The sequence below is a fragment of the Nocardioides immobilis genome (genome assembly GCF_003515065.1).
Lineage (GTDB): Bacteria > Actinomycetota > Actinomycetes > Propionibacteriales > Nocardioidaceae > Nocardioides > Nocardioides immobilis.
Genome location: NZ_QXGH01000032.1, coordinates 42893 through 57493, shown reverse-complemented (window position 1 = coordinate 57493; position 14601 = coordinate 42893). Strand labels below are relative to the sequence as shown.

Here is a 14601-nt window from a genome sequence, read left to right as displayed (position 1 = left end):
GTCAGGCCCCTCCCCCGGTCAGCCCGCTGAGCAGACTTCCGAGCGACAGCTGGTGGGTCGGATTCCCGCCGCCCGGCCCACCGGACGGCGTGGTGCTGCCGGCCGGCGTGTCGGAGCCCGGGGTGCTGGTCGTGCGCAGCGGCAGACGGTCGAGGAGACCCCTGAGGCCGAGCTGGTCGAGGACGTCCGCGATCGGCGCCGTGATGCCGATCAGGTCGAGCAGGCCCTGGAGTGCCGACAGGTTGCCGGTCTGGATCCCATCCAGGTGCAGGTCGAGTGCGATCGACCCGTAGTCGCCCGGAACCACGCTGCGGAGCGCATCTGCAGCGGTGCCCAGGCTGCGCAGCATCTCCTTGAACCGGCCCCGGTTGGACGCAAGCTCCGCGAGCACCGGCTCGGTCTCGGCGAGCAGCGCGAACAGCTGCTGGCGGGTGGCGTTGACGGTGTTGTTGGCCGCGCTCGAGAACCGCTCGACCGCGTTGAGAAGGCCCGTGAGCTCGGGGGTCGCGCGGCGCAGAACGGCGGCCGCCGGCCGGATCTCCTGCATGGCCCGGTTGATCGTCTCCTCCCGGTCGCTCAACGTCCCTGACAGGGAGTCGAGGGACGTGAGCACGACGTCGATGCTCGAGGTCGTCGCGTTCGCCTGGGTGAGGAAGGTCGCTGCCTGGTTGAGCAGCAGACGGATGTCATCCTCGTTGCCTCCGAGCGCGGTGTTGAGCTCCTCGGTGATCGTCTGGAGCTGGTCGAGCCCGCCGCCGTTGATCAGCAGCGACGCCTGCGTGAGCGCGTCCTCCACCGTGGGTGCGGTCTCCGTCTCCTTGAGGGTGAGCGTGGCCCCGTCCCCGATCTCCTTGCCCTCCGGCGGGTTGGTCACGTCGACGAACAGCTCACCGAGCGGCGTGGTGTAGCGCAGCCGGGCAGTGGCGCCGTCATGCAGCTTGGCGTCGGTGCGGACGTCCATCGTCACGATCGCGGTGTAGTCGTCGATCGTGATGGAGGTGACCTTCCCGCTGTCGACGCCGTTGACCTTGACCGGGGCACCCTCGGCGAGGTTGAGCGCCTCGTCGAACTCCGCCTTGATCTCGATCGTGTCGCCGGACACGCCCGTGCCGGGGATGGGAAGGTCCCGCATCGTCGTCGAGCAGCCCGATCCTGCCAGCAGCACTCCGGCGGCGGCCGTAGCGGCCACGACGCCCTTGATCGTGCACTTGCTCATCAGTTGCCCCCCAGCGGGTCGGTGCCGATCAGCTGACAGATGGCAGGCGGCAACCGGTCGCAGATGTCCTGCAGGATCCCGCCCAAGGGGGTGAGGACCAACGGGTCGAACACGGTCTTGAAGCGCTTGTTGTGACTGGCGCGGTCCAGGTTCTGCAATGCGAGCGGCATGACCCGAAGGATCTCGGTGAGTGACCGCTGCTTCTCGAGGATCGTCCTCATCAGCCGGGTCGAGCCGTCGAGCGCCTCGACGATCTGCTCACGGTTGTCGACTGCGAACTGCGCAACCACCGTGACGGCATCGTCGAGCGAACGGAGCGCTGTGCGGAAGTTGTGCCGCTCGTCCGCCAGCAGGTCCGCCGCCTTCGTCACCTGGTCGATGAAGGTCCGCGCCGTGTCCTGGTTGGCCGAGACCGCGGCGAGGAGCACGTCCAGGGACTCCAGCGTGGACGAGAGGTTGTCGCGTTGCGAGTGGAGGCCGTTGACGCCTTCCTGGAGGGCGTGGACGGTCTGGTTGATCAGCGGACCGTTGCCCTTGAGGGTCTCGGCGCCCTGGTTGATGAACCGCTTGATCGCCTTGGTTGCCTTCTTCGAGCTCGAGATCCCGGTTGCGAAGTCGTTGAGCGAGGCCAGCACCTGGTCGAAGTCGACAGGCGTCCGGGTGCGCGCGAGCTTGATCTCGTCGCCGTCCTCGAGCTCGGGGCCCTTCTGGTAGACGGGCGTGAGCTCGACGTACCGGTCCGTCGCGACCGAGCGGGCGACCACCACGGCGCCGGCGTCGGCCGGGACCTTGTAGTCGTCGTCGATCTCCAGGGTGACCCTGACCTGTTCGCCGTCCGGCTCGATCGCGGTGATCTCACCGACCACCACGCCGAGGATGCCGACGTCGTTGCCGACGAACAGACCGGCCGAGTCCTCGAAGTACGCGTTGATCTCCTTCTTCCCACCGCCGCCCGGCACTGAGCTGCACGCCGCCGTCAGCAGCACCACGATGGCGAGCATGGCGAGCCCGATCCCCCGGGCGAACCCAGAGCGGCTGCCGCGCGGCGCGTCCTTGACGACCGTCACGGTCATCCTCCCTCTGGCCTGCGTCGTCATGTGCAGTCACCTCGCAGTCGGCACGCCGTGTCGTCGGCGGGAATGCCTGGCTCGTGGATGAACAGGTCGACCCACGGTCCGTTGCCGGCAGCGTTGGCGACGTAGCGCACAGCTGGGGCCATCACGTCGAGCACGTGCTGGAGCTCCTCGTCCTGCTGGTTGAGGAACCTGATCACGTCGTTGAGATCGCGCAGCCCCGGCTCGAGCTTCCCCCTGGTCGACGCGACGATCGACTCGAGCGCCCGGGCAAGCTCGGTCGTCTCGACCAGCAGCCGGTGGATCGCCTGACGCCGAGACGTCACTTCGGTGATCACCAGGTTCGTCTGCTTCATCATGGCGATGATGTCGCCGCTGCTGGCCGCGAGCTGGTCGGTGACACTGCGAGCAGCCGTGAGCAGCTCACCTGCCTGGTCCGAACGGGTCGCGATGACCTCCGACAGCCGGGCAACGCCCTCCAGCGCCGGCCGGATCTGGTCCTGGGACGCACCGAGCGTGCCCGCCATCTGGGTCAGCGCCTCGGCGAGCAGCTCGGGGTCGAGCTCGTCGAGTGCCCCGGCGCCGCTCTCCAGGACGTCCTGGAGGTTGTAGGGCACCCCGGTGTTGGCGAGGGGGATGGTGCCGTCAGCCAGCTCGCCGCTGCCGTTGGGGTCGACCTCGAGGTAGTGCGTGCCGAGGAGCGTTGCCACCTTGACGTCGGCCTGCGTCCGCGAGCCGAGCTCGATGTCACTGTCGACGACGAAGTCCACGATCACCATGTCGCCCTCGAGCGTGATCCCGGTGACCTTGCCCTTGTTGACGCCATGGACCCGCACGTCCTCCCCGGTGCGCAGGCCGCCGGTGTGCTCGAGCTCCGCGGTGTAGCTCGTGGTGCCGAAGTTGGTGACGCTGAGAACGACGACACCCACGCCCATCAGCAGCAGGATCGCGACGCCCACCAACCCGGTCTTGAACGGGTCTCGTGCATTCATGGGCTTCATCGGCAGACCTCCGACCAGGGTCCGTCCCCGCCCTCGGGGTTGACCCCGAGGTTTCCGATCTTGATCGTGAACGAACAGAGATAGACGTTGAGGGCGTTCTCGTAGGACCCGAGTCTTCCGAGGGACTCGAAGATGGTGCCGAACGCCGCCAGCGAGTCCTCGAGCTCTCCGCGCGACTCGGCGAACATCGCGGCAACCGCCGCGAGCCGGTCCGAGGTCCGCGTCATCGGCGCCTTCACGTCACGGAGCAACGAGCTGGTCGCGCCGACCAGCTGACTGATGCCGTCGATCGAGGAACCGATCGACTTGCGGTCACGCGCCAGCCCGGTCATCAGGTTCTTGAGCTCGACCACCGTGGCCCGCAGCTCGCCGCCCTGCCCGGCGAGGTTCTCGAGGACCGGAGTCAGGTTGGTCATGACGTCGCCGATCACGTCGTCGCGGTCGGCCACGAAGTTCGTCAGCTCCGCGGTCTGTCCGAGCAGGCCCTCGATCGTGCCGCCCTCGCCCTGGAGGACCTTGACCAGCGACGTCGCCAGCTGGTTGACGTCGCCCGGCTGCAGGATCTCGAACAGCGGACGGAAGCCGTTGAGCAGCTCGGTCAGGTCGAAGCCGGCGCTGGTGCGCCACCGGTCGTTGGGGGGGCCGTGGTCGACGGCCATCGGGATGCTCGCGCCGTCGCTGAGCTCGTCCCCACGAGAGTCGTCCTCCCGCAGCTGCAGATAGCGCTGACCCAGCAGGTTCTGGTAGCGCATGATGATCTTGGTGGTGTCGTAGATCTTCTGGTCCGCGACGAGCACGAAGTCGACCATGGCGCCGTCGTCGGTCACCTCGATGCCGGTGACCTGACCGACCCGGACGCCGGCGGCCTTGACGTCGTCGCCGACGGTCAGCCCGGTGACGTCGGAGAACTCGGCCTTGAACTCGTTCTTGTCGCCGGACACGCCGTTGTTCATCGTGTTGACGAGCAGCATCAGCAACAGGAGGGTCACGACGACGAACGCCGCGACCTTGGCGGCGACTGACTTGATGCCGGTCACTGGTCACCTCCCACCATCGAGCCGAAGCTCGTGCGGTACGACGGACGATCTCCGCCGCCGTAGTACGGCGGGAGGTCGGTGTTCAGCGTGGCGTCGGCATCGATGAAGCCTTCCTTGACGACCGTGGGCAGCTTGTTGCCGAGTGCCAGGTTGAGGGTCATGGCGTCGGTGATGCCGACCCGCCGGTTGTCGTAGAGCACGTCGATGAAACCGCCCATGCCGCGGATCCACCGCACCAGCCGCTGCTGGTTGTCAGCGAGGAACGCGGTCGACGTCTCGGCGAGCTCGGTGCCGCCGGTGAGCAACGCAGTCAACGCCGCTTCCTGCTGGATCAGGCTGTTGGTGAACACCAGCGCGTCCTCGGTCGCGTCCAGCAGTGCCGGCGCGGTCTCGTCCATCACGCGAATCGTGGTCGCCAACGCCTGCAGGTCCTCCCGCACCGCGGGCATCCGCGGGTTGAGGCGCCCCAGGTACGAGTTCAATGTGTTCACCGTCGCCGCCAGCTGGTCCCCACGACCCTGCAGCGCCTGCGAGGCCGAGCCGATCGCCGATGCCAGCTCGGCCGGACCCAGCGCCTTGACCAGCCGGTCGATGTCGTCCAGCGCCTGCTGGAACTCCAGCGTCTCCTGGCTGGTGTCGGCCTCCACCTCGGCCCCGGCCTCGAGGTTGTCCTCGGCCGGCGTCCCGTGCACCACCAGGTCGACGAACGTCGTACCGAACACCGTTGCCGGAAGGATCCGCGCGACCACGTTCGCAGGAACGTGGTCCAGGTCCTCCTCCGACATCTCCATGTCGATCAGGACGCCGCCGGAATCGTCCCGCTCCACCGAGCTGACCTTGCCGACAAGGACGCCGGCCATCTTGACGTCGGAGCCCTTGCGCAACGCGCCTCCGGCGTCGGTCACCACGGTCGACACGTGCGGCTTCGTCCCGAAGGTCCCGTTGGTCCGCAAGGACACCAGCGCAGCGATCACCGCGAGCCCGACCAGCACGATGAGACCGCGCCGGGCGAGCGTGTGACGTGGGAGATCTCTAGCCACGTGTCATCACCCCGAGATCCGGAAGCCGGGGTCGCCGCCCCAGAAGAGAAGTGTGAGACCCATGTCGAGCACGACGATGGACACGATGCTTGCGCGGATCGCCGTGCCGGTGGCCTCACCGACCGCCGCCGGGCCACCACCGACCTTCATGCCGTACCAGGTGTGGATGAGCGCGATCACCAGGGCGAAGATCAGGATCTTGATCACCGACAGGAACACGTCGCGCCCTTGGATGAACGTCGAGAAGTAGTGGTCGTACTGACCTGGGGACTGCCCGAACAGCACGACGACCGAGATCTGCGACGCGGCGTAGCTGCCGATCAGGCCGATCAGGTAGAGCGGGAGGATCGCGAGCATGGTGGCGACGACCCTGGTCGTCACCACGTAGCGCATGGGGCTGACCGCCATCACCTCGAGCGCGTCGATCTCCTCGTAGATCTTCATCGAGCCGATCTGCGCGGTGAACCGGCAGCCGACCTGTGCGCCCAGCGCGAGCGCGGCGATGAGCGGCGCGAGCTCGCGGGTGTTGGCGCTGGCCGAGATGAAGCCGGTCAGCGGCGCCAGGCCGACGATCTCGAGGCCGTTGAACCCCTCGATGCCGATCGAGGTGCCAGCGGCGACGGACAGCAACGCCATGACGCCGACCGTGCCGCCGCCGACGAGCAGCGCACCGCTGCCCCACGCGATGTCCTTGAGCTGCCGGAGCACCTCCTTGGGGTAGAGCGCCAGCGTCGAGGGGATCGACTTGAAGACCTCCAGGGAGAAGGAGGCGAAGTACCCGATGGTGGCGAGCGCCGTCATGACCGAGTCGGTCACTCCGACCAGGCCGTCGGAGAGGCGGTCACCCACTCCGCGGGCTCGTGGCTGGACGTTAGCCATGGATCACGCCACCCCCTGGGGCACGAGCATCACGTAGACCTGGGTGATTCCGACATTGACCACGGCGAGCAGGATCACGCTCAGGACGACGGCCTGGTTGACCGCGTCGGCGACCGCCTTGGGTCCGCCGCGGGCCTGGAGCCCCTTGTGGGCGGCGACAACGACCGCGATCAGGCCGAAGATCAACGCCTTGAGCTCGGCGAGGTACAGGTCGGTCGGCTGGGCCAGTCCGACGAAGGACTCCAGGTAGGTGCCGGCCGAGATCTGCCCGGTGCCGACCACGAGGGCGAAAGCGGTGGTCATCGCCGACATCGCCACGATCACTGTGAGCAGCATCGAGATCAGCAACGCGGCCAGGACCCGGGGGGCGACGAGCCGCTGGATGGGCGAGATGCCCATGACCATCAGCGCATCGGTCTCCTCACGCACGGTGCGTGCGCCCAGGTCGGAGCAGATCGCGGACCCGACCGCGCCGGCGATCATCAGCGAGGTCACCAGCGGCGCGCCCTGCCGGAGGATGCCGACCCCGTTGACGGCGCCGATGAACGACTGGGCGCCGATCTGGTTGGCAGCCGCGCCGATCTGGACCGACGTGATGATTCCGAACGGGATCGACACCAGGATCGTCGGGAGCAGCGACACCCGCGTCATGAACAAGCACTGGAGCAGGAACTCCGACCAGGAGAACCTGCGGGAGATGATGTCGGTCACGATGAAGCGCATCGACTCCGCCGCCAGGATCATCAGGGAGCCGGTGGTCTTGATGCCGTCCTTCATCCGGCCGGTCAGGTTGTCGAACATCGACCGTCCGCCGAGCAACACTGCCGTCATCGCGGCCCCTTCTCATTCATCAGGCGGGAGTACGAAGATCGGGAGCTGAACCTCGTGGCTGGGGTCATCCAGCCATCGCCGTCGGGATGTCGAACGCTCCGGCGAGCCGGAGTGCTGCTGCCTTGTCCCCGCGGACCTTGAGCTGGCCGCGGAGGACACCGGTCACGGGACTGAGGTGCCCGGTGGCCAGCCGAAGGAAGTCGTGAGCGCCGCAGGTGACGGTCGCGCTGCGTTCGTCGCGGCCGACCGCGTCGGCCTCGGCACCGGTCAGCACCACGGCCGCTCCGCGGTCGAGTCGTACGACGAAGCGGTCGACCATGTCGTCCGTGCGGCCGGTCAGCCGGAAGCCGATCACGATCCGCAGGCCGCGGGACTTCTGCGGGTTCACGAACTCGGGCAGCCGGCCGAAGATCTCGTCGAGCACGACCGGACGGAAGCCCGACGCCATCACCTTCCGGAGGTGCTCGATGTCGACGTGGGAGAGCTCGCGCGCGACCTCGACCGTGTCGAGGGCTCGCGGGTCGACGGGAACGACGGCAGCACCATCGGTGGCCGGAGCCGGGAAGATCCCGCCCAGCGCGAGCGCGAGGTCGGCGTCACCGTCGATCTCGAGCCGCCCGGTCAGGAACTCCATCCCGGCGTTGCGCTCGCCGGACACCAGGCGCAGCAGGCCGAGGACGGTGGTCCGGAGGGTCACGTCGACCTGGTCGTCGGCGGGGATCGTCGTGATGGCGCCGCCGGCGACCCGCAGACCGGCCCGCGCCGCCACGCGACCCTGGTGCACGAGCTCGATCCGCGCGCGGCCGTCGATCCCGGCGACCTGGTCGGTCAGGGTGAAGTCGCCGATCCGGGCGACGAGGGCCCCGGTGGCCGCCTCGCGGATCTCGTCACGGTCGATGATCGCCTGGAGATCGGCGTCCGAGGTGGCCCGGACGGCGGCGACCAGGTCAGGGGCGGGGGTATCGCTGAGCAGGGCCATCGCGTCGGCGACGGTGGCGTGGGAGAGCATGCTCGCGAGTCCCATGCGCCACCCCTGTCGCTCGGTATGTCTCCCAGGCTGAGTGCCTGTTGCTCGGTGTAACAGATATCACGAGAAAACGTCACACGTGGGGAAAGTGTCCACGAAGAGACGCCCGGTGACCACGTCTCGGACGCCGGATCCCGGCTTCGCCCAGGAGCAGCGGAACCCGGCCCCGATGTGGTCGCCAGGGCTCCAGTACGTCCGAGAGCTCACGGTCGTCGAACTCCCGGCCACTCAGCGCCCAACCGACGTCCTTGGCCACGTGGTAGTCGCCGAAGGAGACAGCGTCGGGATCGCCGAGCGCGCGCGCCCGGATCTCAGCGCTGGTCCACACCCCGAGACCGGGCACGCTCCGCACCGCTCGATCGAGCTTCGACGACGATCTCAGATCTGATGACGTCGACCCGCGGACGATCCGTTCGAGCGCCTCGGCGTGTCGAGCGACGGTGACGAGGGCGCGCGATCGTGCGGGGTCGATGTGGAGGCCGAGCCACGCCCAGGACGGGATGTTCGCGACGACCTCGGCCGTGGGTTGGAGGTGCAGCCCGACCGCGGCGCCCGGCCCGGGTGCGGGCTCGCCGTACTTCAGCACCAGCGCGCGGAAACCCGCGAACGCCTCCTTGCCGGTGACCTTCTGCTCGATGATCGTCGGCACCAGCGCCTCGAACGGGCGGGCGGTACGGCCGAGGCGCACGTGCGGATAGCGGCGCCAGGCCTCTGCGACCACCGGGTGGCGGGCCTCGAACCCCAACCAGTCATCGGCGGCACCGAGCAGGTCCGGGAGCTGGTCGAGCGCCCAGTCAGCACCCGGCCCCCAGGCGCTGGCCCGCACCTCGCCCGCCGGGTCGCGGGACTCGATCGCGAGGGTGACCGGGCCCTCCGGCGTACGACTGGCACGCCAGTGCTGGCCCCTCTCCCCCAGCGCGGCCAGGCGCAAGGTCGGGTCCCCGCCCCCGCGGCGCTGCTGGGCGAGGACGTGGCGCACCGCGCACGGCCAGTCCGGGCGCCACACCCTGGTCGCATCCGGCTGTTCCACAACGAGAAACACTAGGCTCTGAGACGGACACGAAACCCATTCACCGCCACACGAGAGACATCCGGGAGGAGGAAACGTGAGCAGTCCCCCGGACACCCGCCGCCCCCGACTCGACCAGCAGGCGGTGCTGCAGGCGGCCGAGACCCTGGTCGACAGGGAGGGGTACGACGCGCTCACGATGACCCTGCTGGCTGCCGAGCTCGACACCCGGGTCTCCTCGCTCTACAACCACGTCGCCAACCTCGAGGACCTGCGGGCCTCGATCCAGGTGCGGGCGATGCGCCTGCTCGGCGAGCACGTGCGACGGGCCGCGATGGGCCACGCCGGCGCCGACGGCCTGCGGGTGCTCAGCCACGAGCTGCGCGCGTTCGCCCGGTCGCACCCGCAGCGGTACGCCGCCATCACCCGCCCGCCGATCGACCGCGAGGCGTTCTTCGGCGCGGCCGTCGACACGATCGAGGCGCTCGCGGTCATGGTCCGCTCGGCCGGGCTCCCCGAGGAGCGCCTGCTGCCGACGGGCATGGCCGTCTTCGCCGCTCTCCACGGCTTCGTCTCGCTCGAGGTGGCCGGCTACTTCGGCGACGTCGACGACGATCTCGACGCGGTCTACGAGATGGTCATCCGCGGCGCCGTGACGGCCGCCGTGCTCGAAGCCACGCACGACTGACGGCGGTCACGGCTAGCGTCGGTCGCGTGTTGCTGCACGAGATCGTCGACGCCTCCGCCCGGCTCGCCGCCACGCGGTCGCGCAAGGAGAAGACCAGCCTGATCGCCGGCCTGCTGGCTCGCGCCGAGCCAGGGCAGCGCGAGCTCGTCGCCCACTACGTCAGCGGCCGGCTCCGCCAGCGTCGCACCGGACTGGGCTGGCGCGGCCTGCAGACGCTGCCGCCCGCCGCCGCAGCGCCCTCGCTCGACGTCGAGGCAGTCGACGCCGCGTTCGAGCACCTCGCGTCCCTGGCCGGGCCGGGTTCGGTCGCCCAGCGCGCGGCGGCCGTGGCCGACCTGTTCGGGAGCGCGACCGAGGCCGAGCAGCAGTGGCTGCGATCGGCCGCCGTCGGGGAGGTCCGTCAGGGTGCGCTCGACGCCGTGATGACCGAGGGCCTCGCGCAGGCGGCTGACGTGCCCGTCGCCGACGTACGGCGCGCGGCGATGCTCGCCGGCGGCGCCACGAAGATCGTGCGCGCGGCCTTCGAGGGGCGGGACGCGCTGGCCGCGGTCGCCCTGACCGTCGGCCGTCCCGTCGAGCCCATGCTCGCGTCGTCGGCGCCCGACCTCGACGCCGCGATGGTGAAGGTCGGGTCGGACCCGTCCGGCATCGCGGTCGACGCCAAGCTCGACGGCATCCGGATCCAGGTGCACCGGCGCGGCGACGAGGTGCTGATCGCGACCCGCAGCCTCGAGGACATCACCCACCGGTTGCCCGAGGTCGTCGAGGTGGCCCGCGGTCTGCCGGCCTCCGAGCTGGTGCTCGACGGCGAGGCGATCGCGCTCGACGAGGCCGGACGCCCGCGGCCGTTCCAGGAGACGGCGGCGCGCACCGCATCGGCGGCCGACGGCGTCACCGCGGTGACGCCGTACTTCTTCGACGTCCTGCACGTCGACGGACGCGACCTCCTCGACCTCCCTGCGACCGAGCGCTGGTCCGCACTGGAAGCCCTCGTACCCGAGCCGCACCGGGTGCCGCGCTGGCAGGGCACGGACCCGGCCGCCGCCCGCGCGTTCGCGGACCGGGTGCTCGCCGACGGCCACGAGGGCGTCGTGGTCAAGGCCGCCGGAGCGCCGTACGCCGCCGGCCGGCGCGGCGCGGCCTGGGTGAAGGTCAAGCCGGTGCACACCCTCGACCTGGTCGTGCTCGCGGTCGAGTGGGGCTCCGGCCGGCGTCGCGGGATGCTCTCGAACATCCATCTCGGCGCCCGCGACGAGGAGGATCCCGGTCGGTTCGTGATGCTGGGCAAGACGTTCAAGGGCATGACAGACGAGATGCTCACCTGGCAGACCGAGCGGTTCCAGGAGCTGCGGGTGTCCGACGACGGGTGGGTCGTCACCGTCCGGCCGGAGCAGGTCGTCGAGATCGCGTTCGACGGGCTCCAGCGGTCCTCGCGCTACCCGGGCGGCCTCGCCCTCCGGTTCGCACGCGTCGTGCGCTACCGCGACGACAAGGGCCCCGACGATGCCGACACCATCAGCACGATCCGCGCCCTTCTTCCCGGACACGCTCGGTAGCGCCCCGGGCGGGAGGCCAACGGCGTCGTGTCCCCGCATCAATTCATCCGTCTGGATGATTTGTTGCAAAATTGTGGAACTTTCCCCGCGCATCTGGTTGCCCGCTGTTACGTTCCGCAAGCCTCTACTAGCACGGGAGACCACCGCTATGCGTACTGTCCGGACGGCCCGCTTTCATCCCCGTTGCCTTGCTGTCGATGCTCCTCGCGACGACCGGGTCGGCAACCCTGACCGCGCAGGGCGCGCCGCCTGACCGTCCCTCCAGCGACGACCAGGCAGCGGCGTCGGACCCGCAGGGCGGTCCGGAGAGCCCGCACCGAGGTGGTGACGGGACCACCAAGGGCAAGGACGGCAAGAAGGCCCCGGTTCCGGCGGACGAGGCGTTCGACGAGCCGTCGGCGTCGGCCGAGTACGGGCCTGACGTTCCGGGCGCGAGCTCCGTCGCACGCGACGACGACCCGCTGCTCCCTCTCGTCAACCCGGACGGACTCTCGCAGCGCGAGGTCGCCAAGATCCGAGAGACCATCGCCGCCGATGGATGGGCACGGGTCAACGTGACGGTGACCCCGCCGCGCGGTCTCACCACCCGCGCCGGCAAGGCCCAGCAGGCCGACGTCGCCAGGACGCTCGACGCGCTCGCGCAGCGGGTGGCCGGCCCCGGTGCCCGCGAGCTCAGCCGGATCAAGGTCTACCCGTTCGCGACCTACCGGGTGACCGGCGCAGGCCTCAACCGCCTGGTCGCCGACCCCCGGGTGACATCGGTCGCCGAGGACGGGTTCGCCACCGCGACCCTCAACGTCTCGACCGGGGTCATCGACTCCGACCTGCTCGACCTCGCCGGCACCAGTGGCGACGGATGGAGTGGCAGCCCGGTCGGGGCGCAGGAGGTCGCGATCATCGACAGCGGCGTGGACAACGACCACGCCGCGTTCGCCGGCCGCGTGGTAGCCGAAGCGTGCCGATCTGCGAACTCCAACTGTCCCAACGGGACCACCACCCAGAACGGCGCCGACGCCGGTGAGAACTGCACCCACTCGACCGACTGCGACCACGGCACCCACGTGGCGTCGATCGCCGCAGGCACGTCGTACACCGGTGGTCACGAGGGCGTCGCCCGCGGTGCTCGCATCATCGCGGTCAACGTCGCCTCGGACGGCGCCGGAAGCAGTTGGACTGCCTTCTTCTCCGACATCATCGCGGGACTCCAGTTCGTGCTCGACCGCCGCAACGGCGGGGCGAACGTGGTCTCGGCGAACATGAGCATCGGGATCGACGGCTTCGCCCAGGAGGCGGTCTGCGACGGCAACAACGCCAACTTCGCGGCGACCCAGGCGGTCTCCGCGAACCTCCAGAACGCTGGGGTCGCGGTCATCGCCGCGGCCGGAAACAGCAACCTGGTCGGCTCCAGCTTCCCCGCCTGCCTCACCAGCGTGTACTCGATCAGCGCGACGAACGACTCCGACGTGCCCGCCGGCTTCACCAACTCCGGCACCTCCACCGACTGGTGGGCACCCGGGGTGGACATCGACGCTGCGGTCCCCGGCACGAACACCCACGCCAACAAGTCGGGTACGTCGATGGCTGCGCCGCACGTGGCGGGTGCCTTCGCGCTGCTGCGTGAGTGCGTGGACGGCAACGGCGTCCAGATCACCAGGACCACTGCGGTCAGCCGGCTCAACGCCACGGGGGTGAACGTGACCGACAACGGCGCCACCCGGAAGCGGATCAACATCCTCGACGCGGCGACCGGGCTGGTCAACAACAACGACTTCGCCAATGCCGAGACCCTGCCGGCCGGCGGGTTCAACGACTTCGACTTCAACGTCTGCTCCGATGCGGAGCCAGGAGAGCCCGGGCCGTTCAGCATCGACAACGGGGTCTGGTGGAACTGGACGCCCTCCACAACCGGACTGGCCACGATCTCCACGGAGGACGGCGGCGGCTTTGCCACCACCTTCGACACGACGCTGACGGTCTACACCGGCAACACCCTGGGCACCCTCCAGGTCGTCGACTTCGACGACGACAGCGGGACGGGGCTGCGCAGCCTGGTCACCTTCCTCGCGAACGCCGGTACGACGTACCGGATCAAGGTGGACGGGTTCGGCGCGGCAACCGGGCTGCTGAACCTGCACACAGAGATCAACCCAGCCACCTGCGGGGGCATCACCCCGACGATCTTCGGCACTGCGGGCGCCGACACGATCACCGGCACTGCGGGCGCCGACGTGATCGTCGCCGGCGAGGGCAACGACACCATCAGCTCCGTCGGCGGCAACGACCGGATCTGCGGGGACGAGGGCAACGACACCATCAACGCCGGTGACGCCAACGACACCGTGTTCGGTGGCCCCGAGGCTGACACCATCCAGGGTGGCCCGGGCGACGACACCCTCCTCGGCAACCAGGGTGGTGGCGACACCGACGACGTCGGCGACACGATCAACGGCGGAGCGGGCAACGACTGGCTCGACGGCTGGGTCGGGGACGACCGGCTGATCGGCGGTGAGGGCAACGACCACATCAGGGGCGAGGCCGGCATCGACATCGCCGACTACGGCAGCTCGCCCTCGACCGTGGTCGTGAACCTGGACACCAACTCCAGCAGCGGCGGGCACGGCAGCGACAGCTTCGCCGCAGTGGAGGACCTGCAAGGATCCGCGTTCAACGACTCGCTCACCGGAGACGCCGGCCCCAACCGGCTCTACGGCCACGTAGGGGCCGACACGGTCCGCGGACTCGACGGCAACGACGAGCTGTTCGGTGGGGGGAACGTCGACACCCTGATCCCGGGCCTGGGCGACGACATCGTCAACGGCGGACCTCAGGTCGACGTGGTGTCGTACGCGGTCTCGCCCGCCGGCGTGGTGGTGAACCTGGCCACTGGCACGGCCACCGGGGAGGGCGCCGACGCCCTGGCCGCGGTCGAGGACGTCACCGGGTCGCCGCACGCCGACACCATCGACGGGAACGCGCTCGTCAACGTCCTGGGCGGCGTCGCCGGCGCCGACATCATCCGCGGAAGGGGTCAGAACGACCGGTTGTTCGGAGGCTTGGGCAATGACTCCATGCGGGGCGGCCCCGGCGACGACTTCTTGCAGGGCGGCGAGAATGACGACCAACTGTTCGGCGACGACGGTCAAGACGCCTGCCACGGAGGCACCGGCAACGACACGGCGGCCTGCGAGACGGTGACCGGCGTGCCGTAGGCCCAGTCCGTACTGCACAGCGCACTCGCCGCGAT

General features: G+C 69.5%; 12 protein-coding genes. 3 read left to right on the top strand and 9 right to left on the bottom strand.

All coding sequences use genetic code 11. From position 1 onward, the window contains the following. Position 1 precedes the first annotated feature (1 nt). The 9 genes from D0Z08_RS24385 to D0Z08_RS24345 all read right to left on the bottom strand — a co-directional run bounded on the left by D0Z08_RS24385 (position 2) and on the right by D0Z08_RS24345 (position 9134). Entirely contained in the window at positions 2-1216 is a 1215-nt protein-coding gene (locus D0Z08_RS24385) for an MCE family protein (RefSeq protein ID WP_118927884.1), read from the bottom strand. Then, positions 1216-2313, bottom strand: coding sequence for an MCE family protein (locus D0Z08_RS24380; RefSeq protein WP_118927883.1), 1098 nt, complete (start codon positions 2311-2313; stop codon positions 1216-1218). The genes D0Z08_RS24385 and D0Z08_RS24380 overlap by 1 nt, the downstream gene beginning before the upstream one ends. Then, entirely contained in the window at positions 2310-3290 is a 981-nt protein-coding gene (locus tag D0Z08_RS24375; RefSeq protein WP_118927882.1) for an MCE family protein, read from the bottom strand. The genes D0Z08_RS24380 and D0Z08_RS24375 overlap by 4 nt, the downstream gene beginning before the upstream one ends. After that, complete coding sequence (locus D0Z08_RS24370) at positions 3287-4327, bottom strand: MCE family protein (protein ID WP_118927881.1); 1041 nt, start codon at positions 4325-4327, stop codon at positions 3287-3289. Before D0Z08_RS24370 ends, D0Z08_RS24375 begins: the two co-directional genes overlap by 4 nt. After that, positions 4324-5367 (bottom strand): MCE family protein, encoded by a 1044-nt coding sequence (locus tag D0Z08_RS24365; RefSeq protein ID WP_118927880.1) that lies wholly within the window; start codon positions 5365-5367, stop codon positions 4324-4326. The genes D0Z08_RS24370 and D0Z08_RS24365 overlap by 4 nt, the downstream gene beginning before the upstream one ends. Positions 5368-5373: 6 nt before the next feature. After that, positions 5374-6246, bottom strand: a complete 873-nt coding sequence (locus tag D0Z08_RS24360; RefSeq protein ID WP_245994393.1) for an MlaE family ABC transporter permease — start codon at positions 6244-6246, stop codon at positions 5374-5376. A 3-nt stretch (positions 6247-6249) separates the two neighbouring features. After that, positions 6250-7077, bottom strand: a complete 828-nt coding sequence (locus D0Z08_RS24355) for an MlaE family ABC transporter permease (RefSeq protein WP_220454334.1) — start codon at positions 7075-7077, stop codon at positions 6250-6252. A 64-nt stretch (positions 7078-7141) separates the two neighbouring features. Further along, on the bottom strand, positions 7142-8101 hold the full coding sequence (locus D0Z08_RS24350; protein WP_118927879.1) for an SCP2 sterol-binding domain-containing protein: 960 nt from the start codon (positions 8099-8101) through the stop codon (positions 7142-7144). Positions 8102-8177: 76 nt separating this feature from the next. After that, positions 8178-9134: a DNA-3-methyladenine glycosylase family protein gene (locus D0Z08_RS24345; RefSeq protein WP_118927878.1), complete on the bottom strand. Its 957-nt coding sequence runs from the start codon at positions 9132-9134 to the stop codon at positions 8178-8180. A gap of 76 nt (positions 9135-9210) precedes the next feature. Between D0Z08_RS24345 and D0Z08_RS24340 the strand changes: the two genes are divergently transcribed. The 3 genes from D0Z08_RS24340 to D0Z08_RS24330 all read left to right on the top strand — a co-directional run bounded on the left by D0Z08_RS24340 (position 9211) and on the right by D0Z08_RS24330 (position 14566). Then, positions 9211-9801: a TetR/AcrR family transcriptional regulator gene (locus tag D0Z08_RS24340; protein WP_118927877.1), complete on the top strand. Its 591-nt coding sequence runs from the start codon at positions 9211-9213 to the stop codon at positions 9799-9801. Positions 9802-9827: 26 nt separating this feature from the next. After that, positions 9828-11357, top strand: coding sequence for an ATP-dependent DNA ligase (locus D0Z08_RS24335; RefSeq protein ID WP_118927876.1), 1530 nt, complete (start codon positions 9828-9830; stop codon positions 11355-11357). A 197-nt stretch (positions 11358-11554) separates the two neighbouring features. After that, entirely contained in the window at positions 11555-14566 is a 3012-nt protein-coding gene (locus D0Z08_RS24330) for a S8 family serine peptidase (protein ID WP_118927875.1), read from the top strand. Positions 14567-14601 lie beyond the last annotated feature (35 nt).